Raw genomic sequence first — 24543 nt, 5'->3', positions numbered from 1 at the left:
TTGACGCGGGGTGGAGCAGCCCGGTAGCTCGTCAGGCTCATAACCTGAAGGTCACAGGTTCAAATCCTGTCCCCGCAACCACCCAACATCCCCAAACACCAGCACGCCGCGGCGCGGTCCCCGGCCATCTGATCGGGCTTGGTCCACCATGGGCCGTCCCAAGCGTCAGGATTGCCAGCGCCGAGCAATCGCGAAGCCCGGGCTGTCGACCTGATCGGCGATGATGGCCGTACTGCCGCGATCGTCACCGTGACCGGCAGAGCTCGCGGGGCGTCTTGCCGCGGTCACCCAGTTCGATCGGACCGCCCATTCGCCCTTGGCGGTGCCCGGGGCAGCGCAGGTCAACAAGGCGCACGATCGACGCGGCAGCGCGATCGGCGCCGCTTGCGGAGCGAGGTCGCCGACCGTGCGCACGGAGCCGACGACGGGCATTGGCCGGGTCGGATCGTTCCTGATCGACGAACCCGGTCGTGCGTGAACGGGCCGCGCAATCGCGCGCCCGTGAGCGGGACCGTCACCACCATCGTCACAACCCCATTGCCAGAAGAATAGGGATCGCTAGCATATCCGAGTCGCGATGCGGTCGGAGGGGTGGAGATGAAATCTGTTCTCGGCTTGAATGTGTCCGCGCTGGCGCTCGCGGCGGCCACCCCGGTGTGCGCGCAGGCTGGTGAGCGGGCCGCTGCGCAGCCTGCCGCTGCCCGACCCCTCGCTCAAGACGGCGCCCGGACCGAGGGGCAGGCGGCCGAGCCGGCAGGTGCCGAAGACATCATCGTCACGGCGCAGCGTCGTTCGGAGAAGCTCCAGGACGTGCCGATCGCGATCGCCGCGCTCACTGCGGACATGATCCAGAAGCGTCGCGTGCTCGACCTGGTCGACTTGTCGAACGTCACGCCCGGGCTTCAGATCAAGACCGACGACAATGGCGCGAACCCGCGCATCTTCATCCGCGGCATCGGGGTGAACGACTTCAATCCGGCCACCAACTCGGCGGTCGGGATCTATTCGGATGGCGTCTACGTCGCCTCGCCGCTGGCACAGCGCCTCGCCTTCTTCGATCTCCAGCAGGTCGAGGTGCTGCGTGGGCCGCAAGGGACGCTCTATGGGCGCAACACGACCGGCGGCGCGATCAACATCAACAGCCGGATGCCCGACAACGACGTCGCCGCGGACCTCACCGCCGAATACGGGAACTTCAACTCGGTCAATCTTCAGGGCGGCGTCAGCGTCCCGGTCATCCGCGACATGCTCTCGGTCCGCGTCGCCGGGGTCTATCAACGCGACGACGGCTATACGGTCAACCGGCTGACCGGCAATCGCGGCAACAACACCGATCGCTGGGCCGGCCGCGGCATCGTCCACTTCACGCCGTCGAGCACGGTCACCGACAATCTGATCGTCAGCGGCGGCCGATCGCGCGGCAGTTCGATCCTGGCCTATGCCCGCACCCTGTTCCCCGCCACCGCCGACGCGACCGGGGCGGACGGGCTGTGCGCGCCGGCTTTCTACACCTCCGGCCAATGCACCAACATCCTCGGCTACGCGAACACCAGCAACGATCTGTACGAAGGCGACTACCGGTTCGAGGGCAAGGACAAGGTCAACCTGTTCACCGTCTCGAACTCGCTGACGGTCGATCTGGGCGGAGTGTCGGTCGTGTCGGTGACCGGCTATCAGCACGCCGACCGCGACGACCGCGAGGAGACCGACGCCAACCCGCTGCCGATCATCGATGCGCGTTACCGGGCAAGGCAGAACACGTTCAGCCAGGAGTTGCGGCTACAGTCGAACGACAAAGCCCCGCTCCGCTATGTCCTGGGCGCCTATTACGCGCACGATTTCATCGCCAACAATTCCTTCTACAATGTCCTGCCGGACTTCGTGTCCGACGACGCCGAACAGAATCTGGCGTTCGGGGTCGGCAAATACTCCTGGCCGCTGACGCAGAAGACGGACAGCTATGCCGGCTTCGGCCAGGTCGATTACGACCTCACCGGCACGCTGACGGCCACGGGCGGCCTGCGCTATTCCGCGGACCGCAAGCGCTTTCACTATGTCAGCGAAGCCGATTTCCTCACTGCACCGATCTTCACGTTCGACCAGAGCAAGACCTTCGCCTCGGTCTCCGGCAAGATCGGGCTCCAGTACAAGTTCTCGCGGGACGCCAATCTCTACGCAAGCTACAACCGCGGCACCAAGAGCGGCGGTTTCTTCTCCGGTCAGGCTGCCGATCCCGCGCTGGTCTCACCGTTCAAGGACGAGACGGTCAACGCCTACGAGGTGGGTGCCAAGACCGAACTGCTCGATCGCACGCTGCGCGCCAACGTCTCGGCCTTCTTCTACGATTACCAGAACCTCCAGGTCTACACGACCCAGATCGACGGGCTCATCACGCGCCAGGTGTTCACCAACGCATCCGCCGCGCGCGTCTACGGCGGCGAGCTCGAACTCGAGGCGCGCCCGTCGCGGGGGCTGACCGCCGAACTCGGTTTCTCCTACCTCAACGCCACCTATCGCAACTTCGTCTCTGCCGGCGCGGACTATTCCGGCAATCGACTGCCCTCGGCGCCCAGGATCTCGATCCAGCAGTCGCTCAACTGGGAGCATCCGGTCGGCTTTGCGACCGTCGTCGCCTCCGAGAACCTGTCGTTCCGCAGCAAGGTCTTCTTCGACACCGCCAACACGGCGCGGCTGACCGATGCAGCCCGCGCCTATCTGGACGCCCGCCTGGGGGTGCGCTTCGATCGCGACCGGTTCGAACTGGGCGTGTGGGGCAAGAACATCGCGCAGGAGACCAACATCTCCGATATCACCTCGATCGAGAGTCTCGGCTTCGACGTCTTCAGCGTCGGACCACCGCGAACCTACGGCCTCTACCTGAAGGCGCGGCTCTGATGACGCCTCCGCCCGACGCCGGCTGGATCGGCCCTCGCCTGACGGCGCGCGAGCTCGGTGCGATCCTGTTCGCGGGCGTCGTCGGGATCATGATCGCCGGTGTCGGGCCGCTGCTGTTCGGCGCGCTCCAGCAGCAGGGTCGGCTCAGCGCGGCGCAACTGGGGCAGGCGGGGATGCTCGAGCTCCTGACGATGGGGGTGGCGGCCGGCCTCACCGGCGCGGTCGTCGGAGTGTCGCGGTTGCGTTCGCTCACGATCGCATGCGGCGTCCTCACCGCGGCGCTGAACCTCGCGACGCTCGGCTGCGACGGCTGGATGCTCGTGATCGTAAGGGGCGCCAACGGCGTGCCGAGCGGCGCGCTCGTCTGGCTGATGACGGCCGCGATCGTGCGGACTCCGCGCCCGGCACGCTGGTCTGCGATCTATCTCACCGTCCAGGGCCTCGCGCAGCTGATCGTCGTCGCCGCGCTCGGGGCGCTGGTGAAGGGCCCCAGCGTCGTCGACGTCGGGTTCGGCCTCCTCGCCGCGCTCGGCCTCGCGGCCGCTGCGGCGGCGACGCTGGTGCCCCGGGGCTTCGCGCCGCTCCCGGTCGCGGCGGACGAGCCGAACGGGTTGCCGAGTCCGCGCGGCGTGTTCGCGCTGTCGGCGCCGTTCTTCTTCAACGCGGCGATCCTGTCGGTCTGGATCTACGTCGATCCGCTGTCGCGCCAGGCCGGACATCCGGAGCACACCGCCGAACTGGCCGTCTCCTTGTCGCTGGCGGCGCAGGTCGCGGGCGGGCTCCTCGCGACCGTGGTCGCCGGTCGGGTGGCCTGGTCGGCCGTTCTGATCGGCTGCCTTGGCGTGATGACCGGGTTGATGGGCGTGTTCGCCGGCCTTCCCTCGGCGGCGGTGTTCCTGTCAGCGTCGACGCTGTTCGGCTTTGTGTGGATGTTCGCCGCCCCGTTCATGACCCCGCTGGTGATCGACGCCGATCCGACCCGACGCGCCGCGGTCTACGGGTCCGGGGTCGCGATCCTAGGGTGCGGCGCCGGGCCGTTCCTCGCCTCGCTGCTGGTGAGCGACGCGGACGTCCGCGGGTCTGCGGTGCTCGGCGCGGGGTTGATGCTGGCGGCGATCCTAGTGGTCGCGATCGTGCGTTTGACACACCGCCACGTCGCTCTCACGCCGGCCGCATGACCGATACCGCGATCACTCCGGCGCAGCGCCGCCGCCGCCGCGCGAAGGCGGAACTGCGCCAGCGGACCGGGCCCGCGCTCGGCACCAAGGTCCAGCCGCGCCAGGCGCGCGCGCAGGATACGTTCGAACTGATCCTGGTCACCGCCGGCGAATTGCTGCGCACCATCGGCTTCGAGCAGCTCACCACCAATCTCATCTGCGAGCATGCGGGTCTCACTCCGCCGGCGCTCTACCGCTATTTTCCGAACAAATATGCGGTGCTGCACGAGCTCGGCGCCCGGCTGATGCGCGCGCAGGACGATCAGGTGATCGCCTGGATCGACGGCGGGGGCCTCCGCGGCGCCACCTTCGAGGAACGGCTGGCGAGCAGCGTCGCGATCCACGAACGCATGGTCGCGATCCAGCGCGACTTCCCGGGCGGCGTCGCGATCGGCCGTGCGCTGCGCGCCGTCCCTGCGCTCCAGGATGTCCGCTTCCAGTCACGCGATCTGGTCGCCGCGCATTTCCACCGGGCGATGAGGGATCTGCACCCGGGGGTGGGCAGCCAACGACTCGAGATCGCGGTGCGGATGATGGTCGAACTCAGCTACGCTGCGATCGAGATGGTCGTCGAGGAGCCGGACCGGGACGCCGATGCGATCAATCACGAGGTGTGCCTGATGTTCGCACACTATTTCGCGAATTTCTGAAGGAGCGGGTACCGGCATGGAATGGCGCAATTGGTCGGGAAGTGTCGTCGCGCATCCGCGCACGGTGGCGCGGCCGCGCGACGAGGGCGAACTGCGGAGCCTGATGCTGGCCGCATCGAAGCTCCGCGTGACCGGCGCGGGCCACTCGTTCATGCCGCTGTGTGAGACCGACGGCACGCTCGTCAGCATGGCCGATTATCAGGCGACGATCGAGATCGCGGCCGATCGCCGCTCGGTCTGGGCGCCGGCCGGCTGGGGGCTCAGCCGGCTGACCGAGGCGCTGTGGCGTGAAGGGCTGTCGCTGATCAATCAGGGCGACGTGAACCCGCAGTCCCTCGCCGGCGCGACCGCCACCGGCACCCACGGCACCGGGGTCGATCTGGGCAGCCTCTCCACCCAGATCATCGCGGTCGAGCTGATGCTTGCCGACGGAACGCTCGCACGATGTTCCGCGACCGAGCGCCCCGAGCTGTTCGAGGCGGCGCGGCTGTCGCTCGGGCTGATCGGCGTCGCGACGCGGATCCGGATCAACGTGCTGCCCGCTTATCATCTCGAGGAGCGGGTCGAGCGGCGTCCATTGGGCGAGATCGTCGAGCGCTGGCGCGAGCTCGGGGCGGCGACCCGCCACTTCGAGTTCTTCCTCTTTCCCTATTCGGATCACGTGATCTTCAAGACGCTCCACCCGGTGGAAGGATCGGGGGACGGCGATGCGGGGCAGGACATCGACGAGAGCAGGTTCCGCACGCTCTGCGAGGCCGGACGGCGCCTGCCCGCGACCATCCCTTGGCTCCACCGGCTGGCGATGCGGATGTCGGCCGGAAACCAGGTGCGGACCGGCCCGGCCTGGCGCATCTTCCCCTCCGACCGCACGATCCCGTTCGAGGAGATGGAGTACGAGCTGCCGCGTGAGGACGGGATCCCGACGCTGCTCGAGACGATCGCCTTCATCCGGAAGCGGCGCCTGCCCGTCATGTTCCCGATCGAGTTCCGGCTGGTGGCGGGCGACGATCTGTGGCTGAGCCCGTTCAACCGCGGCCCCGGCGCGTCGATCTCGTTCCACCAATATGCGCCGATGCCGTGGCGCGAGCTGTTCGCGAAGGTCGAGCCGGTGCTCGCGGGAGCGAACGGGCGTCCGCATTGGGCGAAGCGTCACACCCTCGACGCCGCCGACGTCCACCGGCTCTATCCGCGCACGCCCGATTTCCTCCGCGTCCGCGCCGAGGCCGATCCCGGCGCCAAGTTCGTCAACGCCGATCTCGCCCGGCTGTTCGACATTCCCCCCGCGCGGGAGCTCGCCGCATGACCGACGAGGAGCTGCATGCCCATCTGATCGGGCGCCAGGGATCACGCCAGGACCTCAACACGCCCGTCCTGGTGATCGACGCCGACGCGCTGGACCGCAACGTGCGCGCGATGGCCGATTTCGCGGCCGCGCACGGCGTCGCGCTTCGTCCGCACGCCAAGACCCACAAGAGCCCGGACATCGCCCGGCTCCAGGTCGAGGCGGGCGCGGTCGGCGCGTGCTGCGCCAAGATCGGCGAGGCCGAGGTGCTGGCCGACGCCGGGGTGACCGGGCTCCTCATCACCTCGCCGGTGGTGTCCGCCCCTGCGGTCGCCCGCCTGGCCGCGCTCAACGCGCGCAGCGACGGGCTGATCTGTGCGGTCGACCACCCGGGAAATGCACGGGCGATCGCGGCGGCGGTGTCGGCCACGGGCGGCCCGCCGCTGTCGGTGGTGATCGATGTCGATCCCGGGATCCACCGCACCGGCGTCGCCTCGCCCGAAGCGGCGGTCGCGCTGCTCGCGGCGATCCGCGAGACCGACGCGCTGCGCTACATGGGGGTCCAGTTCTACTGCGGACTCCAGCAGCATATCGAGGATTATGCCGAACGCGAGGCGGCGATGCGCGAGCGGGCGGAGTATCTGCGCACCGTCATCGCCGCATTGGACGCGGGCGGCGGGACACCCCAGATCGTCACCGGCGGCGGCACCGGCACCCACCGGATCGACGTGACGCTGGATCTGTTCACCGAGCTCCAGGTCGGCAGCTACGTCTTCATGGACGATCAGTACCGCGCCTGCGCGCTCTCGGCGACGGATGAGGAGACGTTCGCGAGCGCCTTGTTCATCGACACGCGCGTCGTCAGCACGAACACGCCCGGGCTGGTGACGGTCGACGCCGGCTTCAAGGCCATGTCGACCGACGCCAAGCCCGCTCAGATCGCGGCGGGCGCGCCCGAGGGCTCGCGCTTCCTGTTCATGGGAGACGAGCAGGGTGCCCTGATCCTGGGGCCGGGCGAGATGCCTGCGCTCGGCGCGATGGTGCGGCTGACCCCGCCGCACTGCGACCCGACGGTCAACCTCTACGACACCTATCACGTGTTCCGAGGCGATACGCTGATCGCCTTGTGGCCGGTCGCGGCGCGGGGACGATCCCGGTGAGACCGCGCCGCCGCCGATCCGGTGGCAAGCGTAGTTAATCGGGCCTTTACCGCGCTTTCGTAGCGAGGTGGGATGGTTCGTTCCTTTCCCCTCCGGTCCGCGGATCTTCCGCTCGTCGCCGCCTTCGCGTTGCTCGCCTGGCTGGGGCTCGCCTTCACCCGGGGCGCGTCACCGGTCGCGGCGCTGTGGCTGCCCAACGCGCTCCTCGTCGGCGTCGCGTTCCAGCGCGCGAGGCTCGCCTGGCCGTCGGTCGCGCTCTGCGCCCTAGCAGGTGCCGCCGTCGGGCTGAGCAACGGGCTGCCCTATCCCGACGTGCTGGTCCGCTCGACCGCCAACCTTGTCGAGATCGTGCTGGTCCTGGTGGCGATGCGGGCCGGGCGTGGCCGCGTCGACCTCGACTCGCTGGCCGAGGTCGGACGGTTCGCGCTGCTCGCCGGCGTGGTCGCGCCCGGAGTCTCGGCGTGTCTGGTCGGCGGCCACGCCGCGCTTGCAGGTGATCCGCTCGCCGCGGCGACCGGGTTCGCCTGGGCAATGGCGCACGGGCTCGGCTATCTGATCCTCGCCCCGCTCGTCTGTTCGCTCGCCGCGGCGATGCGCGAGCCGCCGCGCCTCCCGCGCGAACGCCGCTGGGAGCTGCCGGTGATCGCGCTCGGCACGCTCGCCATCACCGCGGTGCTGTTCGGCCAGTCGCGCTATCCGCTGCTGTTCCTCGCCGGTCCGGCGGTGATGTTCGCCGCGCTCCGCTTCGGCCAGCTCGGCGCGGCGGTGTCGGTGATCGCGATCAGCGTGATCGCGTCGGTCGCGACCGTCCTCGACATGGGGCCGATCACGCTGGTCCATGACGGCATGCAGGCGAAGCTGCTGATCCTCCAGCTGTTCCTGGCGGTCAATTGCGTGATGGGGCTGCCGGTCGCCGCCATCATCAAGGGCCTGGAGGAGACTCGCCGCCGGCTGCGCGCCAGCCGCGACGAGGTCCAGGCGGTGCTGGCCAACATGGAGGAAGTGGTCTTCCGTACCGATGGCGCGAACCATTGGGCCTATCTCAATCCCGCCTGGGAGACCGTGACGGGCTATTCCGTCGCGGAGAGCCTCGGCCGCGAACTGCCTTGGCTCGTCCATCCCGAGGATCTGCCCGCGCTCGACGCGATGCGGCTCCTGCGCCGCCACGGCAGCCTCGACCGGCCTGCGAAGCTCCGCCTGATTCGCAAGGATGGCGGCATCCGCCATGTCGAGGTGACCGCACGACTGCTCCGCAACGAGAGCGGGGAGGCGATCGCCGCCACCGGCATGATCCGCGACGTCACCGAGCGCGTCACGTTCGAGGCGGCGCTGCGCGAGAGCGAGCAGCGCTTCCAGACGCTCGCCGACCTCGCCCCGGTCGGCATCTTCCGCACCGACGGCGCGGGGAAGCTCGCCTACGTCAATCGCGCCTGGTGCGACTATGCCGGGATCGCGCGGGAGCAGGCGCTGACCCAGGGATGGGGCGACGCCATCCACCCCGACGATCTGCCCCGTCTGCGCGCCGGATGGGGCGACGCGGTCGCCACCTCGTCGCAGTATCGCGGCGAGTTCCGGTTCGTCCACGCGGGCGGTGCCGAGGTCTGGGTCGAGGCGGTCGGCTCGGTCGAGCGCGACATCTTCGGCTGTCCCACGGGCTATATCGGAGTGATCCTCGACGTGACCGAGCGGATCGCCACGACTCGGGCGCTCGCCGAATCGGAGGCGCAGTTGCGGCTGCTCGCCAGTAATGCGACCGACGCGGTCTTCCGCCTCGCGCTCGACGGCACCTGCCTCTACGCCTCGCCATCGGTCGCCGAGGTGATCGGAGTGGCGCCGCGCCACCTGATCGGCGCGCAGATGCTCGATCGCTTCCACCCCGAAGACGACGCCACCGTCCGCGAGGCCTATCGCCTGCTCTCGAGCGGCGCGCGCGACCGGATCGTGATCAGCTACCGCTCGCAACCGCTCGACCGGCCCGAATGGGTCTGGCTCGAGGCGAATTGCGGACTGGTCCGCGACGCCGCGGGGGCGCCGCAGGAGCTCATCGTCTCGATCCGCGACAGCACCGCGCGCAAGCGGCTGGAGCTTGCGCTCGCTGCCGCCCGCGACGCGGCGGAGATCGCGGCGAGCGCCAAGTCGCGCTTCCTGGCCGACATGAGCCATGAGATCCGCACGCCGATGAACGGCGTGATCGGCGCGACCGAGCTGTTGCTCGACGGCGAACTCGCCCCCGAACAGCGCGTCCGCGCGCAGGTCATCGCCGATTCGGGGCGCGCGATGATGCGCCTCCTCAACGACATCCTCGATCTGTCGAAGATCGACGCCGGATATATGCGGCTGGCCAAGGAGCCGGTCGACCTGCGCCATGCGCTGCGCGGCTGCGCCAAGCTGATGGCCCCGCTCGCGGAGAGCAAGGGGCTGCTGCTGGGCGTCGACATCGACGATGCGGTTTCGGAGCGGATCGAGGGCGACGGGCTGCGGCTGCGCCAGATCCTGCTCAACCTGCTCGGCAATGCGGTGAAGTTCACCGAGGTCGGCGAAGTCTGGCTGCGCGCCGATGTGGTCGCGGAGGGCGCGTTCCTGGAGATTGCGGTGAGCGACACCGGCATCGGCATCGCCACCGATCGGCTGAGTGCGATCTTCGATCAGTTCGTCCAGTCTGATCTCACCACCGCGCACCGCTATGGCGGCACCGGACTGGGGCTGGCGATCAGCGCGCAGCTCGCGCGGCTCATGGGCGGCGACGTCGCGGTGACCAGCGCACCGGGCAAGGGGACGACCTTCGCGCTGCGGATACCCCTGATCGCGCTCGCCGCACCGTCGCCGGTGTCCGCGCCCGCGACCGTATCGCCCACGCCCCAGGTTCGGACCGATCTCCGCGTGCTCCTGGCCGAGGATCACGAGATCAATCAGATGCTCGCGCGCGCCATGCTGGAGCGGCTCGGCGCGACGGTGACCCTGGCCGCCGACGGCGCCGGCGCGCTGGCGGCGGTGACGACGGCGGAGGCCGAGGGGCAGCCCTTCGCGCTCGTCCTGATGGACATGCAGATGCCGGTGATGGACGGCGTCGAGGCGACCCGCGCGATCCGCGCCGCGGGGATCGCCGCCGAGCGGCTGCCGATCGTCGCGCTGACCGCGAACGCTTATGCCGACGACGTCGCGCGGTGCCTGGCGGCGGGGATGCAGGCGCATCTGGCCAAGCCGCTGCGCATCGCCGACCTTGAACAGGCGGTCGACCGCTGGACGGCGGGCGGCGCGGCGCAGGTGGGCGCGCGGGCGCTCGCGGTCGCGTGACCCCAAGGGGTGATTTCCCCGGCGTCCGGCATCTGGGACAAGGACCCATCGCCGGTGGGGGTTCCCTTCTTCTTGGCGAACGCCTTTTCGGAGACCCGCCATGCGCCGTATCGCCCTGATCATCACCGCCGCCCTCGCCGGGCTCGTCGCGGTTCCTGCCGCCGCCCAGACCCAGACCGTGATCGCGGGCAGCATCGTCCAGTCGCTCGCCGGCGATAGCGCCAGCTGCCTGCGGGGCACCGGCACCAAGGTCTGCGCCGACTATCAGGAGCGGCTGCTTCAGAGCGTCGGCCGCAACGCGGCGGCGAAGAATGGCCGCATCTCGGTCGACGAGCTCGGGCGTCGTCAGCTCGACGCACTGGTCGCCAGCATCAACTGACCGATCCCGTAAACGCGAAAATAACCACAATGGTGGCATTCGCATTCCGCCGCGCCGGGGGGCGCGGCGGAATCGATGCAGAGGCCGGATGTCCGCCACCACGCCAGCAACCGTGATCGTCGTCGACGACCACCCGATGTGCCGCCAGGCGACCGCGATGGCGCTGGGGGTCGCCGACCCCGCCTTGCGCGTGGTGGAGGCCGCGACCATCGCCGAAGCGCGCGCCGCCGCGGGAGAGGCCGTCCTCATGACCCTCGATCTGTCGCTTCCCGACAACCGCTCGGTGCTGGGCGTCCCGGCGCTGATGGCCGAATTTCCGGCGCTCAAGCTGCTGGTGATCAGCGGCGCGACGCATGCCGGGATCGAACGCCAGGTCGCCGCCACCGGCGCGCACGGCTATCTCTCCAAGGCGACCCCGATCGCGACGATGGTCGAGGCCATGCGCAGGGTGCTCGCGGGCGGACGCTGGTTCGGCCCCGATGCCGACGGCGCGGCGGACGACGGCGACTTCGACCGGCTGGCGACGCTGACCCCCGGCCAGTCGCGCGTGCTTCGGGCGATGGAGGACGGGCGGCTCAACAAGCAGATCGCATTCGATCTGGGACTGTCGGAGATCACGGTGAAGGCGCACGTCAAGGCGATCCTCAAGAAGCTGTCGGTGCCCAACCGTACGCAGGCGATCCTGATGCTCAGGCGGGCGGAGGCGTGAGCGGGGCGGACGAGCCGCTGCTCGATCCCGCTCAGTTCGGCGGCTATGCCGAGATCCTCCCACCCGAGCAGATGGCGGCATTGGTTCTCGCGTACCGCCGCGAGCTGGCGAGCCGGCCGGTCGAGCTCCTGGAGCTGATCGCGCGCGGCGACCTGGCATCGGTGCGGATCGCCGCCCACCGGCTGAAAGGCGCGTCGCTTACGATCGGCGCGCGCCGGGTGGCGATGATCGCCGGCGCGATCGAGGAGGCGGACGCGGGGGCGCTCCCATCGCTTGGCGAGACGCTGCGGCACGACGCCGAGGCTACCGCGTGTGCGGTGGCCGCCGCCTTCAGCCCGTGATCCGCAGCCTGGTGAACAGCATCGCGCCGGTCGGATCGCGGCCGTAGCGCGGCTGGATCGCCGCGGGCAGATCGTATTTGCTGACGAGCCCGCCCAGATCGAGCGCGATCTTGCCGAGCGGGATCGTGTGATAGCCGCCCAGGCTGAGCTTGCCCACCGTGAAGACCTCGCCCGAGAGCGGATCGTCCTCGCCGAACAATTCATCCTTATCGACCCGCTCGGCGCGGCCGAACGCGGTCCATTGCCCGAGCTGGATCGCGCTTTCGAGCAGGAAGGCGTCGGTGACGTGGGCGTGGTCGCCGCCCCTGGGATCGTTGCGGCCCCAGGCGAAGGTCGACTGCCAGTTGCGCCGTTCGCCCAGCGGCAGGTTCCAGGTCACCGAGGCGGAGGTGCGGCGAACGTCCTCCTTCGGGTGCAGCGCCTCGGGGCTGCGGACGAGGCCATGGCTGACCTGCGCCGACAGGTTCGCCGTCGGATTGAGCGTCGCGCGGACCGACCAGCTGTCCATCCGCGGTCGCTCGATATCCCAGCGGTTCTGGTCGGGCTCGCGCCCGGTGAAGACCGAGCCCTCCAGCTTCAGCCCGCGATAGACCAGTCCGGCGGTCGCGACGCCGAACGTCACGTGGGTGCTGTCGAGCCAGTGATGGGTGATCGGGGCTTCGGGGTTCGCCGTCCCGGCGAAGCGATGCATGTAGGTCGCGGGGCCTAGCGCGGGCTCGCCCGGCAGGCCGACATACAGAAAACCGGAGACGTCCTTTCCCAGCGGGCGCGTGTAGGCGGCGGCGAGTTCCATGACGGCGTCATGCGGGTGCTGCCGGTCGACCAGCTCGGTACGACCGTCCGCGGTCTCCCCGGTCGCGAGCAGCAGCGGATAGCCGCGCTTCCCCATCAGCGGATCGAGGCTGCCCATCGCGCGCAGCGTCAGCGTGCCGCCTTTCAACGGCCGCTGCGCCATCCCCATCAGCATCGAGGCGACGAAGGTCTTGTCGTCGCCGCGCGGCCCGCCCTGATCGTCGTAGACAAGCGTGGCGTAGCCGTGGACCATCGTCGCCCAGCCGGCGGCCTCGCCCATGATCCCCCACATCGGCGCGCTGTCCGGCTGCCATGCGGTGCCCGAGGCGTCGCGGGTCATGGGATAGGGGCCGAGCGCGCCGGTCATGGCGTGGCTGTCCATCCCGGCGTGATCCATGCCCGCCATCGCCGCATGGTCCATCGCGGCATGATCCACGGTCGAACGATCCGTCGCGCGCATCGGCTCGCTCTGGCCGGATTGCGCCTGCGCGGCGATCGGGGCGGCAAGGGCGACGCTCGTGAGGAAAAGGCGGAACAGGATCATGGGGCTCGTCGGATGGTGAACCCAGCGGCTATAGCGTCCGTACCAGGGTACGGAGTCAAGCGCGCATGTTGACGATCGGGCAGTTCGCCGCGGCAGCCGGGGTCGGGGTCGAGACCGTGCGTTATTACCAACGGCGCGGGCTGCTCGCCGTGCCCGAACGCGGAGCCAAGGCTCGTCGCTACGGTGAGGACGACCTGCGCCGGCTGCGCTTCGTCCGCCACGCGCAGGCGGCAGGATTCCACCTCGGCGACATTGGCGAGCTGCTCGAGCTCGACGCGGTGGACGACCGGGCGCGGGCGCGCGACCTGGCGCAGGCGCGGCTCGCCGCACTCGACGCACGGATCGCCGAGCTGCGGCGCGCGCGGACCGCGCTCGCGCGGCTCGCCGAGGCGTGCGGCCGCGGGCAGGCCGGGCCGTGCCCGATCCTCGCGGCCTTCGAGAGCGCCGACTGACCTGCGTTATCGGCCGGTGAAGCGCTTCAGCGCGGCGAGTCGATCGGCGAGCGCCTGCTGCGCGACCGCCGCGTCGCGCTGCAACTCGAAACCGTGGAATGCGCCGGGATAGACGTGGAACTCGGTCGGCACCCCGGCGGCGAGCAGCCGGCGCGCATAGTCGAGGTCTTCGTCGAGGAACAGATCGAGCGCGCCGGTCGCGATGTAGGTCGGCGGCAGCCCGGCAAGGTCCTCCGCACGCGCGGCGGCGGCATAGGCGGGCACGTCGTCCCCGCCCGGCTCGCGGCCGAGGAGCGCACGCCAGCCGAAACGGTTGTTGTGCGCGGTCCAGACGAACCGGCCCGTCACCGGATGCGGCTCGCGCACGCAGGTCCGGTCGTCGATCATCGGGTAGATCAGCTGCTGGAAGGCGAGCGGGTGTTCGCCCCGGTCGCGCGCGAGCAGCGCCAGCGCGGCGGCGAGCCCGCCGCCCGCGCTTTCGCCCATCACCCCGATCCGCGCCGCGTCGACCCCGAGCGACGCCGCGTTGGCGACCATCCAGGCGAGCGCGGCGTAGCAATCCTCCACCGCGCCCGGGTACGGCGTCTCGGGCGCGAGCCGGTATTCGACCGAGACGATCGGGCATCCCGTCGCCGCCACCATCGGCGCGAGCGCGAACCCCATCACCTCCGCGGTCCCGCCGACATAGCCGCCGCCGTGGATGTGGAGGACCGCAGCCGTCGGCGCGGGCGCGGGCGCCGCCGGACGCCAGATGTGAAGGTCGAGGGCGTCGCCGTCGGGGCCGGCCGTCCGCGCGATCTCGCGGGTCGCCACTCCCTCCGGGATCGGCGGCAGCGGCATCGCCCGCCCGGCGCTGCGCATCGTCGGCAGCATCTCGGGCGTCAGGTCGACCGTCGGCCAGGCGTCGAGCAGCGGCAGCAACTCCGGGTCGACGAGAGCGAGCGTGTCCATGGGTGTCCTTTCAACTGACGCCAAGGCGCTCGCCGCGGGGGCCGTGGGCCAGCGCCGCGCCCGCGCGTTCGGGGTCCTCAAAGACGTGGCGCTGGATCGCGGTGCGCGCGAGCTGTGCGGGGGTCACTCCGATGAACCGGCCGAAGTCGCGGATCATGTGTGACTGGTCGGCATAGCCGACCGCCCCCAGCACCGCCGCCGCCCCGTTCTCCGCGGCGATCCGCTGTGCCGCGCGGAGCGCGCGCTGGCGCATCGCCAGGCTCTTGGGGCCGATGCCCGTCAGGTCCGATGCGATCCGCTCCGCCTGTCGGCCCGACACGCCCAGCCGTTCGTGCAGCCCGGCGAGCGTCAGCGGCGCATGCGCGGCGAGCCAGTCGTCGAGCGCGGCGGCGCGCCGATCCTCTCGGTCGGTAGCGTCGATCCGCGCCGCCAGCCAGCCCTCAAGCAGCCGTGCCCGCGCCTCGTGCCGCGGCTCGTCCCCCAGCCGCGCGACCAGTCCGCCGATGGCGCGCGGCCCGATCAGCGCCGCGAGATCGGTGGCGCTGTCGGCGAGCAGCCCCGCCGGCGCGCCGATCAGCCGCCGGTAGCCGCGCGCCGTCAGCCCCGCGCCGACCGCAGTGAGATCGTGGGTGGTGCGGATGTGCATGGTCCCGCCCATCGGGCCGACCAGCATCGGCCGGTCGACGATGGTGGCGGCGGTGCCGCGGAAGCGCACCGCGACATAGCCGTCGAGCCGGACGAACACCTGGCTCTCGATCGCAGGCATCCAGGATTCGAAGGCGGTCCGCTCGCCGGTCCAGGCGAACAGGTTGGTCAGATAGGGGCCAAGCGCCGGCGCGGGGGCGAAATAGCGCAGCGCCTGCGAGGGCAGCCCCGACATGGGCGCTAGTGGACGAACCGCGCGACGACGTCGCGGTAGCTGCGGCTCACCTTCACGCTCGCGCCCGAATTCAGGACCAGGAAGCATTCGCCGTTGGTGTGCGGCTTCACTTGCTTGACGAGGTCCAAATTGACGATCGTCGAGCGGTGGACCCGCTGGAAGCGCCGCGGATCGAGGCGCTTCTCCAGATCCTTCATCGTCTCGCGCAGGATCAGCGTGTTGTCGCCGGTGTAGATGCACATGTAGTCGCCCGCGGCGTCGATCCGCTCGATCGTGTCGACGTCGACGCGGAAGATCTGCCCGCGATCCTTGATGTTGATGAGCTTCTCGAAGCGGTTGGACGAGACCTCGCCGGGCTCGGTCCCGGCGATGTCGGCGGCGGCATCGGGCGCCACCTCGGCCAGCACCTCCTTAAGCTTCTCGACCTCGCCGACGCTGCGCTTCTCGGTCAGCCGCTGGCGCATCCGGTCGAGCGTGTCGGCGAGGCGCGATTCCTCGACCGGCTTCATCAGATAGTCCGCCGCCTGCGCCTCGAACGCCTTGAGCATATGGTCGCCATAAGCGGTGACGAAGACGAACAGCGGCGGCTCGACCTCCATCAGCCCCTGGATCACCGAGAAGCCGTCGAACCCGGGCATCTGGATGTCGAGGAAGACGAGATCGGGCTTGTGCGTCTTGATCGCCGAGATCGCCTCGCGCCCGTTCTGGCATTTGGCGACGATCTCGACGTCGTCGTGCGCCTGGAGGCGCAGTTCGAGCCCCTGGATCGCGAGCGGCTCGTCGTCGACGAGGATGGTGCGGATGGTCATTCTCTACTCTCTACTCGTCCAACTACTTGACCTGGTCGTCGGTCTGGAACGGGATCTCGATCTCGACCCCGAACCCGCCGGCCGGCAGCGCCTGCATCGTGAACCGGTGGTCGGGCCCGTAGGCCTGCGCCAGCCTCTCCCTGATATTGGCGATGCCAACGCCGGTGGAAAGGCTTGGCCGGTTCTTCGCCACCTGCAATCCCGGTCCGGTGTCCGACACGCCGATCTGCACCCGATCCCCGGCGAGCCGCACGTCGACGCAGATTTCGGCCCCGTCCTCCTTGGGCGTCACCGCATATTTGATCGCATTCTCGACCAGGGGCTGGAGCAGCAGCGAGGGCAACCGCGCCTTCTCGGCGGCGGGATCGATGTCGAACTTCGGGCGCAGCCGCTCCTCGAAGCGCATCTTCTCGATGTCGAGGTAGAGCTTCAGCGTCTCGACCTCCTGCGCGATCGTGACGTGCGCGGTCGGCTCGTTCGCCAGCGTGTAGCGCAGGAACGACGCAAGCCGGCTGAGCATGACGTTGGCGCGCTCGGTCTGCTTGAGGAGGACGAGCGTCGAGATCGAATTGAGCGTGTTGAACAGGAAATGCGGGTTGAGCTGGTAGCGCAGCATCGCCAGCTGCGCCGAGGAGGCCTGCACCTCCAGGTCGCGCATCTGATCGATCTGATCCTCGACGATCAGGTAGAAGTTGATCCCGAAATAGAGCGCGGACCAGCCGGCGAGCACGGTGAAGTTGAGGAACACGCTGCCCAGCAGCAGCGCCAGGTCGACCCCCGGCGCGGAGTTCTTGATGAAGCCGAACGAGAAGGCGTCGAGCAGCGAGTAGAGGAAGGTCGCCGCGCCGAGCGTCAGCACGGTCAGCAGGATGCCGGTGAATCGGCCCCAGGTGCGGTACAGACCGTAGAGCGTCGAGAGCAGCAGGGTGATGCAATAGCCGACGATCGACTCGATGATGATCGGCACCACCGTCTGGAGCGAGAAGCCGTTCGACAGCGTCGAGACCGTGCGGAGCAGCAGGTATCCCGACCAACCCGCCGCCTGGAGCAGCCAGAAGGCGCGCGCCTTGTCCTCGAAGAACGGCCGCGCGAACAGGCCGTCGGGCCGGGGCGAGGCGGCCGGGCCGGCGAGTGCCGGGGCGTTGAAGGTCGTCGCCATCGACGCCGGCCCTTACACGGCCCGTGCGCCCCGCGCAAAAGCGAAGGGCCGCCGCTCCGGTCGGAACGGCGGCCCTCCGGGGTCGCGGCAGAGCGCAGGATCAGAACTTGAAGCGTGCGCCCAGGCGGATGAAGTAGAGTGACGGGCGAATTTCGGCGATCGCGTCGCTCGGCTTCACCGCCGAGGTGTAGCGGTACTGGACGCAGGGCTGCGCCGACGAGGTGGCGATCTGCCCGGCGGTCGGGGCGACGCCGGTCGGGACCGCGGTCGTCAGGCACTGCACCTGAACCACGTCCTCCAGGTACGGGAACGCCGCCTGGCGGAAGCCGCCCCAATCCTTGTTGAGCAGGTTCGGCAGGTTCTGGATGTCCGCGAACACCGAGAAGCGCGACTTGCCGACGAAGGTCGGGATCTCCTGCTCCAGGTGGAGATCGAGACGGGTGAAGGCGTTGGCGCGGGCGATGTTCCGCGGCGCGACCTTGCCCCGGTAATCCTCCAGCTTGGTGCCCTTGATCACGTCCTCGAGCGCCGCCTGCGTCGCCGCCGTGTCGTAGCTGACGATCGAGTCGCCGTCCGCCTTCGGCACGTAGAGCAGGTAGCGGGCGTCGTTGCCCACCAGTCCGAACACCGACGAGCGGACGGCACTGCCGGCGTCGGCCATCGTGTAGCTGTAGGGCCGGCCCGCCGAGGTCTCTCCGAACAGCCCGATGATCGTGCGATAGTCGCCGAAGAAGGCATGGTCGAAGTTCGCGCCGTACTTGAACGACCAGGCGACCTGATCGTTCGACGTGCCGTAGGCCGCCGCATTTCCGAGGAAGGCACCGTTGGTGTAGTTCGAGCTCGCGGTCGACGAGGTCGCCGGGGTCTCGTCCTTCACGTCCTGGAGCGAATAGGAGACGTCGAGGCCAAGACCGAAGTCGAACTGCTTGTGCGCGCGGACGACGCCGACGTGGCTGCGGCCCTTGTCGCCGTTCTCCAGCACGATGTCGGTGTTGGTGTTGGTGCCGACCAGCGGGCCGTAACGGGTGCGCCCGTCTGGCAGCGTCCCGATCGGAACCGAACGGTAATCGACGAAGCGCAGCGAGTCCTTCGTGCGGCTGAAGTAATAGTCCGCACCGAAGGTCCAGCCGCCGCCGAGCAGGTTGCGCGGGCTCCAGTCGGCCGACAGCGTCGCCTTGTAGACCGACGGGATCTGGAAATTGCGCGAGAGCGCGTTGATGTTCGCCAGCGGGTTCGGCCCCGTATTCGGGATCAGCGCCTGGAGCTGCGCCGGGATGGTGCTGCCCGAGACGTTGTTGAGCACTGCCGCGCCGATCGTCGGGGCAAGCGGCGCACCGTTCAGCGTGTAGGTATCCGGGCCGGTGCGGATCACCGTCACCGAGTTGATGCCCACGCCGCCCTGGCCCGCGCCGGCGTTCGAATAGCTGTTCGACAGATAGACGTCCGGGGTACCCCCGCCGAAGATGCCGAAGCCGCCGCGCAGCTTGACGTCGTCGATCGGCTGCCAGTTCAGGCCGATGCGCGGCTGGAACAGCCCCAGACCCTTGAAGTTCTTGCCGTTCGAATAGCCGTAGCGATCGACGAAGCCCGGATTGACCGGGATGTCGGTGTTCTGGTCGAACAGGTCGTAGCGCGCTCCGTACGCCAGCGTCAGACGGGGCGTGATCTGCCAATCGTCCTGGATGCCGAACGTGTACTGGCGATACTTGAAGCTGGCGGCGGCGTCGTTGACGTTGCCGGACCCCGGGGCCTGGAAGGTCACCGACCCGGCATTGCCCGCCTGGAAATCGGCCACCGAGTCGAAGTAATAGTTGCCCGTCGCATTCTGCAGGAAGAGATTGAAGATCTTGGTCTCGCTATATTCGGCGAAGACGCGCAGATCGTGGTTCGCATGCTGCAGGCGGGCGAGGAACGAGCCGTTGTAGGTGTCGGTGTTGAACACGTTCGCCTGGCGCGAGATGTCCGGCCCGAAGAACACGCGGCCCTGTGCCGGGGCGCCGTTCACCGACGCAGTGCAGGTGTTGGCGGCGCCGACGCTGGTCGGGTCGAGGCAGACGCCGAACTGCGCGAAGTCGGTTCCGCCCAGCGAGAACGAGCCGCGCTCGTAGCTCTTGTAGAGGAACCGCGCCTCGGTCGAGAACTCGTCGGTCCACTGCGAATTGAGCTGGGCGATGCCCGCGCGCAGCAGCTCGGTCGCACGGTAGGCGTTCGAGCCGAGGCCGATCGAGGGGCCGGTGTTCGAGGCGCTGGTGTTCTGGAGGAAGGTCGTCTCGTCGTAGGCGTTGATGTAGCTGATCGACAGGCGCTGGTTGTCGGTGACGTTCCAGGTGATCTTGCCGACGATCTTCTCGTCCTTGTCGTTCGAGATCGTCACCGGATCGAGCGGATCGAAGCCGTACTTCGACTGCGCGATATCCTGGATGTTGGCGACCTGATCGGCCGAGACGTTCGGAATCTGGCCCAGCACCGGCGACAGCGGATTGCCCTCGGTATTGCGCTCGCCCGAGACCATGAAGAACAGCTTGTCCTTGATAATCGGACCGGACAGCGTCGCGCCGTAAGTCTCGCTCTTGAAGTTGAGGTTGGTCTTGACGTCGTCCTTGTTGCGATCGCCGGTCAACCCGTCGGTGTTCTGGCTGTAGAAGCCGTTGCCGTGGAACTCGTTCGTTCCCGTCGCGAGCACCGCGTCGATCGCGCCGCCCAGGAAGTTGCCCTGGCGGATGTCGTAGGGCGCGACCGAGGTCGAGAACTGCGCGATCGCGTCGAGCGGCACCGGGCCGCGGCGCGTGGGGTTCGCGTCGGAATTGAGCCCGAAATTGTCGGAGACGACGACGCCGTCGACCGAGAAGCGGTTGTAGCGCGGGTTGATGCCGGCGAAGGAGATCGTGCGGCCACCGCCCGATCCCGACGTGTCCTCGAACTTCGCAAACGGATCGCGGCGGGCGAGGTCGCGGATATCGCGATTGATCGAGGCGACGCGGGCGATCTGACGCGCGGTCAGCACGGTCTGCGGGCCGTCGCCGGTGGTGCCGGCGCCCGCGACCCGCGAGGCGGTGACGACGACGTCCTGCGAGGCCTCGGCGCCTTCGCCGGCGGCGGCCATCAGATCGACCGGGACTTCGAACGGCTGGCCGACCACCAGGAACACGTCCGTGATCGTGCGCGAGCCCTGAGCGCTGGTCACCTCCAGGGTGTAGGGGCCACCGGGACGCAGGCCGCCCAGGCTGAACGCGCCGTCCGCCCCGGTCGTCGCGGTCTGGCGCGCGTTGGTCGAGGTGTCGATCACGGCGATGCTGGCGCCGGCGACCGCCGCGCCGGCGGCCGTCACCGTTCCTCGGATCGTCGAGGTCGTCTCCTGCGCGGAGGCGGCGGCCGGGGCGATGAGCGCAGCCGCAGCCACGCCCCAAAACAGGGAGTTACGCATGATTGTCCTCTTGTGACCCGTTGTCAGGCGCTGTCGCACCCGCCGTTCGATCGGCGTTGCCGCGGCACTGGCGAAACTTTATTGCGCTTTTGAGACACGATCCACTGTACCTGACCACCAGCGGGATTTGGTTCCGCGGCGTTGCACAAAAGCGACAGTCTTGCTTACTGGTTTATTGCGCGGCTGAAACGATCCTCTGCCAGGCGGCTTCGTCGATCACCTGCACACCCATCTCCTGCGCCTTGATCGCCTTCGATCCTGCGCCCGGCCCGGCGACCACCAGATCGGTCTTCGCCGAGACCGATCCGGCCACCCGCGCGCCGAGCGCGGTCGCTTGCGCCTTGGCCTCGTCGCGGCTCATCGTCTCGAGGCTGCCGGTGAACACCACGGTCTTGCCGGTTACCTCGGAGGCGCGGACCTCCTCGGCGAAGGGTGGGGGCGTCACCTCGGCGAGCAGGTCCGCCCAGACCTTGCGGTTGTGCGCCTCGTGAAAGAAGTCGGCCAGCGCATGGCCGACCGCCGCGCCGACGTTCTCGACGCCGATCGTCTCGGCCATCGCTTTGTCGAGCCGGGTCGAAAACCTTTTGTCGGTCTCGCCGACCACCGCCTCGGTCGCGGTGCGGAGCGCGATCAGCGAATCGGCGAGCGCCTCGATCTCGGCGAAGGTCGGGTAGCGTTTGAGCAGGTCGCGCGCGGTGACGGCACCGATGTGGCGGATGCCGAGTCCGAACAGCAGCCGCACCGGATCGGGCGCGCGCTTGGCCTCGATCGCGGCGATCAGCGCGTCGACCGACTTCTCCTGCCACCCCTCGCGCGCGAGCAACTCCTCGCGGTGGTGGGCGAGGCGGAAGATGTCGGCGGGCTCGGCGATCCACCCGAGCTCGAGGAACTCGGCGAGCGTCTTCTCGCCCAATCCCTCGATGTCGAGCGCGCCCCGACTGACGAAGTGGCGCAGCCGCTCGAACCGTTGCGCTGGGCAGATCAGCCCGCCGGTGCAGCGGACATCGACCTCGCCCTCCTCGCGCGTCGCTTCCGAATCGCATTCGGGGCAGCGCGTCGGAAAGGGCCAGGGTTTGCGGGCGTCGTCGCGCGAGAGGTTGTCGACGATCTGCGGGATCACGTCGCCGGCGCGCTGGAGGATCACCCGGTCGCCGGGGCGGACGCCGAGCCGCGCGATCTCGTCGGCATTGTGGAGCGTCGCATTCTGGACGACGACCCCGCCGACCGTCACCGGCTTCAGTCGCGCGACCGGGGTGAGCTTGCCGGTGCGCCCGACCTGGATGTCGATCGCCTCGAGCGTCGTCTCGGCGCGCTCGGCCGGGAACTTGTGCGCGATCGCCCAGCGCGGGTTGCGGCCCGAGAAGCCGAGCCGCTCCTGCCAATCGAGTCGGTTCACCTTGTAGACGACGCCATCGATGTCGAACGGCAGGTCGGCGCGTTCCTGCTCGATCTGACGGTAGACCATCAGCGCGATCTCGGTCGTGCCCGTCGTGCAGAAATAGTCTGAGACGGCAAAGCCCCACTCACGGATGGCGTCGATGACCTGAGATTGGGTTTCGCCCGGCACCGCGCTTGCCTCACCCCAGCCCCAGGCGAGGAAGCGCAAGGGACGGCTGGCGGTGACGGCGGCGTCCTTCTGACGGAGCGATCCGGCGGCGGCGTTGCGCGGGTTGGCGAACTGGCGAGCCTCCTTGCCCGTCCCCTCCGCCTCGGCGAGCAGGCGCGCGTTGAGCGCCGTGAAGTCGGCCTTGGCCATATAGACCTCGCCGCGGACCTCGAAGATGTCGGGCGCGTCGGCGATCTCCTGCGGGATATCTCCGATCGTCCGCACGTTCGCCGTCACGTCCTCGCCCACCTGCCCGTCGCCGCGGGTCAGCGCGCGGACGAGCTGGCCTCCTTCGTAGCGGAGCGAGCAGGACAGGCCGTCGATCTTGGGCTCGGCTGAGAGCTTCACCTGTTCGTCGTCGGCGAGGCGGAGGAAGCGGCGGATGCGCGCGACGAACTCGGCGACCTCCTCGTCGGTGAAGGCGTTGTCGAGGCTCGTCATCGGCCGCGCGTGCGCGACCTTGGCGAGATGCGCGGCCGGGGCGGCACCGACCGCCCGCGCCGGCGAATCGGCGCGGACGAGGTGGGGGAAGGCGCGCTCGATCGCGGCGTTGCGCCTCACCAGCGCATCGTACGCCGCATCGCTGATCTCGGGCGCGTCGTCGGTGTGATAGGCGGCGGCGTGGTGCGCGATCTCGGCGGCGAGCTTCGCGAGTTCGGCGGAGGCCTCGGCGTCGGTCTTCGGAAGCGCGTCCATGGGAAGACGGCTAGCGCGCGACCGGTTCGAGCGGTAGCCCCGACAATCCGGTCAGCCGCTTCTGCGCCACCGTCTGGAAGTCGCACAGCACCCCGCGCTGGAAGCCCATGCACGACAGCGCGAAATAGAGCAGCCACAACCGCGTCCGAGGCAGCCCCGCCTCCGCGATCGCCTCGTCACGGCGGGCGTAGAGGCGCTCCGCCCAGACCTTGAGCGATTGGTAGTAATGCTCGCGCATCGTCTCGACGTCGCGGATCTCGAAGCCCCAGCGTTCGAGGTTGGTCGCGGTCAGCCCGAGATAGTCGAGCTCCCCGCCGGGGAAGATCCAGCGGTTGACGACCTTCATGTATGCGCTCTGGCGGCGGAACTTGCTCAGGTCGCGCGTGGCGCGCCGCGTGATCGCGTCGTGGAGGTAGAGCCCGCCCGGCTTCAGCAGCCGCGCCATCTGCGCGAAGAAGATGTCGTGGTTGTCGATCCCGACATGCTCGAACATCCCGATCTGCGCGATCGCGTCGTATGTGCCCTCCGCATCGAGCGTTCGATAGTCGCGGAGTTCGAGTGTGACGCGATCGCCGAACCGCGCGGTGCGCGTCCGCGCCACCGCCAACTGCGCCGCCGACAGGGTGACGCCGTGGACGGTCGCGCCGAAATGCTCGGCGGCGTGTTCGGCGAGGCCGCCCCAGCCGCAGCCGATGTCGAGCAGGCGGCTCCCCGGCGCGAGCCGCAGCTTGCGGCAGATCAGGTCGAGCTTGCGCGCTTGCGCCGTGTCGAGGTCCTCGTCGAACGCGGCGAAGACGGCGGGCGAATATTGCATTCGATCGCCCAGGAAGAGCGCGTAGAAGGCGTTCGACACGTCATAGTGGAACTGGATCATGGCCTGGTCGTCGCGGCCGCGCCCGGCGATGCGGCGGACCCGCGCGGCAAAGCCCAGGCCCGCGTCGGCGGGCTTCCGCGCGGTGACGAAGGGGAAGGCGTTCCGCAGCATCAATCGCCGGTCGACGTGGCGCTTCAAGTGGACCGCCCGCAGGTGGTCCCAGCGCCCGAGCGCCTCGAGCGGACTGCCCCCGACGATGTCGAGGTCGCCTGCCAGATAGACCTCGACGAGTGTCGTCAGCCGCGGCGAGCGGATCAGCCGGCCGATCGCGGCGGGCGAGGCGATGCGGATGCGGATATCGTCGCGCGCGCCATCGCCGAGCGGCACGACCTCGCCGGTCCAAAGTTCGACCGAACAATCGGCCTGCAGATGCCGGGCGATCTCGGCGACGATCGCGCGCGCCGCGGCGAGCTGGCGCGCGCTCACGAA

The 24543-nt window shown here is 69.1% G+C and carries 19 protein-coding genes and 1 tRNA gene; 11 read left to right on the top strand and 9 right to left on the bottom strand.

Annotation, left to right across the window (positions count from 1 at the left end; all coding sequences use genetic code 11):
* The first annotated feature begins 4 nt into the window (after window positions 1–4).
* Window positions 5–81 (top strand) — tRNA-Met (locus AC4GYY_RS13390).
* An 84-nt stretch (window positions 82–165) separates the two neighbouring features.
* Here AC4GYY_RS13390 and AC4GYY_RS13385 read toward each other — a convergent pair.
* On the bottom strand, window positions 166–432 hold the full coding sequence (locus AC4GYY_RS13385; protein WP_491121181.1) for a hypothetical protein: 267 nt from the start codon (window positions 430–432) through the stop codon (window positions 166–168).
* Between the two features lie 165 nt (window positions 433–597).
* Here AC4GYY_RS13385 and AC4GYY_RS13380 point away from each other — a divergent pair, with 165 nt between their 5' ends.
* From AC4GYY_RS13380 to AC4GYY_RS13340, 9 genes are all read left to right on the top strand, one after another.
* Window positions 598–2895: a TonB-dependent receptor gene (locus AC4GYY_RS13380; protein ID WP_491121179.1), complete on the top strand. Its 2298-nt coding sequence runs from the start codon at window positions 598–600 to the stop codon at window positions 2893–2895.
* Entirely contained in the window at window positions 2895–4073 is a 1179-nt protein-coding gene (locus AC4GYY_RS13375) for a hypothetical protein (protein ID WP_491121177.1), read from the top strand. Before AC4GYY_RS13380 ends, AC4GYY_RS13375 begins: the two co-directional genes overlap by 1 nt.
* On the top strand, window positions 4070–4762 hold the full coding sequence (locus tag AC4GYY_RS13370; protein ID WP_491121175.1) for a TetR/AcrR family transcriptional regulator: 693 nt from the start codon (window positions 4070–4072) through the stop codon (window positions 4760–4762). The genes AC4GYY_RS13375 and AC4GYY_RS13370 overlap by 4 nt, the downstream gene beginning before the upstream one ends.
* Before the next feature lie 16 nt (window positions 4763–4778).
* Window positions 4779–6065 carry a D-arabinono-1,4-lactone oxidase gene (locus AC4GYY_RS13365; RefSeq protein ID WP_491121174.1) on the top strand — a complete coding sequence of 429 codons (1287 nt, stop codon included), beginning with the start codon at window positions 4779–4781 and terminating at the stop codon, window positions 6063–6065.
* On the top strand, window positions 6062–7204 hold the full coding sequence (locus AC4GYY_RS13360; RefSeq protein ID WP_491121172.1) for a DSD1 family PLP-dependent enzyme: 1143 nt from the start codon (window positions 6062–6064) through the stop codon (window positions 7202–7204). Before AC4GYY_RS13365 ends, AC4GYY_RS13360 begins: the two co-directional genes overlap by 4 nt.
* 72 nt (window positions 7205–7276) lie before the next feature.
* Entirely contained in the window at window positions 7277–10498 is a 3222-nt protein-coding gene (locus tag AC4GYY_RS13355; RefSeq protein WP_491121170.1) for a PAS domain S-box protein, read from the top strand.
* A gap of 100 nt (window positions 10499–10598) precedes the next feature.
* On the top strand, window positions 10599–10877 hold the full coding sequence (locus AC4GYY_RS13350; protein WP_491121169.1) for a hypothetical protein: 279 nt from the start codon (window positions 10599–10601) through the stop codon (window positions 10875–10877).
* An 88-nt stretch (window positions 10878–10965) separates the two neighbouring features.
* The gene (locus AC4GYY_RS13345) at window positions 10966–11586 is read left to right on the top strand and encodes a LuxR C-terminal-related transcriptional regulator (protein WP_491121167.1); all 621 of its coding nucleotides are present in this window, start codon (window positions 10966–10968) and stop codon (window positions 11584–11586) included.
* Window positions 11583–11927 carry an Hpt domain-containing protein gene (locus tag AC4GYY_RS13340; protein ID WP_491121165.1) on the top strand — a complete coding sequence of 115 codons (345 nt, stop codon included), beginning with the start codon at window positions 11583–11585 and terminating at the stop codon, window positions 11925–11927. Before AC4GYY_RS13345 ends, AC4GYY_RS13340 begins: the two co-directional genes overlap by 4 nt.
* Here AC4GYY_RS13340 and AC4GYY_RS13335 read toward each other — a convergent pair.
* Entirely contained in the window at window positions 11917–13263 is a 1347-nt protein-coding gene (locus tag AC4GYY_RS13335) for a hypothetical protein (RefSeq protein WP_491121163.1), read from the bottom strand. The genes AC4GYY_RS13340 and AC4GYY_RS13335 overlap by 11 nt on opposite strands.
* A 65-nt stretch (window positions 13264–13328) precedes the next feature.
* On the opposite strand from AC4GYY_RS13335, the gene AC4GYY_RS13330 reads away from it, so the two are divergent.
* Window positions 13329–13715 carry a MerR family transcriptional regulator gene (locus AC4GYY_RS13330; protein WP_491121161.1) on the top strand — a complete coding sequence of 129 codons (387 nt, stop codon included), beginning with the start codon at window positions 13329–13331 and terminating at the stop codon, window positions 13713–13715.
* A gap of 6 nt (window positions 13716–13721) precedes the next feature.
* Here AC4GYY_RS13330 and AC4GYY_RS13325 read toward each other — a convergent pair whose 3' ends face one another.
* The 7 genes from AC4GYY_RS13325 to AC4GYY_RS13295 form a co-directional block, all read right to left on the bottom strand.
* On the bottom strand, window positions 13722–14666 hold the full coding sequence (locus AC4GYY_RS13325; protein WP_491121159.1) for an alpha/beta hydrolase: 945 nt from the start codon (window positions 14664–14666) through the stop codon (window positions 13722–13724).
* Between the two features lie 10 nt (window positions 14667–14676).
* Window positions 14677–15546, bottom strand: a complete 870-nt coding sequence (locus tag AC4GYY_RS13320) for a helix-turn-helix transcriptional regulator (RefSeq protein ID WP_491121157.1) — start codon at window positions 15544–15546, stop codon at window positions 14677–14679.
* A gap of 5 nt (window positions 15547–15551) precedes the next feature.
* Window positions 15552–16355, bottom strand: coding sequence for a LytR/AlgR family response regulator transcription factor (locus AC4GYY_RS13315; protein WP_491121155.1), 804 nt, complete (start codon window positions 16353–16355; stop codon window positions 15552–15554).
* 22 nt (window positions 16356–16377) lie between these two features.
* Entirely contained in the window at window positions 16378–17514 is a 1137-nt protein-coding gene (locus AC4GYY_RS13310; protein WP_491121153.1) for a sensor histidine kinase, read from the bottom strand.
* A gap of 100 nt (window positions 17515–17614) precedes the next feature.
* A complete protein-coding gene (locus tag AC4GYY_RS13305; protein ID WP_491121152.1) occupies window positions 17615–20938 on the bottom strand; it encodes a TonB-dependent receptor in 3324 nt (1107 codons plus the stop codon).
* A 172-nt stretch (window positions 20939–21110) separates the two neighbouring features.
* Entirely contained in the window at window positions 21111–23240 is a 2130-nt protein-coding gene (gene ligA, locus AC4GYY_RS13300) for an NAD-dependent DNA ligase LigA (RefSeq protein WP_491121150.1), read from the bottom strand.
* Between the two features lie 10 nt (window positions 23241–23250).
* Window positions 23251–24540 carry a class I SAM-dependent methyltransferase gene (locus AC4GYY_RS13295; protein WP_491121148.1) on the bottom strand — a complete coding sequence of 430 codons (1290 nt, stop codon included), beginning with the start codon at window positions 24538–24540 and terminating at the stop codon, window positions 23251–23253.
* Window positions 24541–24543 lie beyond the last annotated feature (3 nt).

The sequence above is a fragment of the Sphingomonas sp. SP6 genome, from assembly GCF_058313435.1.
This window is presented reverse-complemented; position numbering and strand designations above follow the sequence as displayed.

Coding starts and splice junctions, on each gene's coding strand:
- AC4GYY_RS13385 (WP_491121181.1), bottom strand. CDS start 432: ATGCCCGTCGTCGGCTCCGTGCGCACGGTCGGCGACCTCGCTCCGCAA.
- AC4GYY_RS13380 (WP_491121179.1), top strand. CDS start 598: ATGAAATCTGTTCTCGGCTTGAATGTGTCCGCGCTGGCGCTCGCGGCG.
- AC4GYY_RS13375 (WP_491121177.1), top strand. CDS start 2,895: ATGACGCCTCCGCCCGACGCCGGCTGGATCGGCCCTCGCCTGACGGCG.
- AC4GYY_RS13370 (WP_491121175.1), top strand. CDS start 4,070: ATGACCGATACCGCGATCACTCCGGCGCAGCGCCGCCGCCGCCGCGCG.
- AC4GYY_RS13365 (WP_491121174.1), top strand. CDS start 4,779: ATGGAATGGCGCAATTGGTCGGGAAGTGTCGTCGCGCATCCGCGCACG.
- AC4GYY_RS13360 (WP_491121172.1), top strand. CDS start 6,062: ATGACCGACGAGGAGCTGCATGCCCATCTGATCGGGCGCCAGGGATCA.
- AC4GYY_RS13355 (WP_491121170.1), top strand. CDS start 7,277: ATGGTTCGTTCCTTTCCCCTCCGGTCCGCGGATCTTCCGCTCGTCGCC.
- AC4GYY_RS13350 (WP_491121169.1), top strand. CDS start 10,599: ATGCGCCGTATCGCCCTGATCATCACCGCCGCCCTCGCCGGGCTCGTC.
- AC4GYY_RS13345 (WP_491121167.1), top strand. CDS start 10,966: ATGTCCGCCACCACGCCAGCAACCGTGATCGTCGTCGACGACCACCCG.
- AC4GYY_RS13335 (WP_491121163.1), bottom strand. CDS start 13,263: ATGATCCTGTTCCGCCTTTTCCTCACGAGCGTCGCCCTTGCCGCCCCG.
- AC4GYY_RS13330 (WP_491121161.1), top strand. CDS start 13,329: ATGTTGACGATCGGGCAGTTCGCCGCGGCAGCCGGGGTCGGGGTCGAG.
- AC4GYY_RS13325 (WP_491121159.1), bottom strand. CDS start 14,666: ATGGACACGCTCGCTCTCGTCGACCCGGAGTTGCTGCCGCTGCTCGAC.
- AC4GYY_RS13320 (WP_491121157.1), bottom strand. CDS start 15,546: ATGTCGGGGCTGCCCTCGCAGGCGCTGCGCTATTTCGCCCCCGCGCCG.
- AC4GYY_RS13315 (WP_491121155.1), bottom strand. CDS start 16,355: ATGACCATCCGCACCATCCTCGTCGACGACGAGCCGCTCGCGATCCAG.
- AC4GYY_RS13310 (WP_491121153.1), bottom strand. CDS start 17,514: ATGGCGACGACCTTCAACGCCCCGGCACTCGCCGGCCCGGCCGCCTCG.
- AC4GYY_RS13305 (WP_491121152.1), bottom strand. CDS start 20,938: ATGCGTAACTCCCTGTTTTGGGGCGTGGCTGCGGCTGCGCTCATCGCC.
- ligA (WP_491121150.1), bottom strand. CDS start 23,240: ATGGACGCGCTTCCGAAGACCGACGCCGAGGCCTCCGCCGAACTCGCG.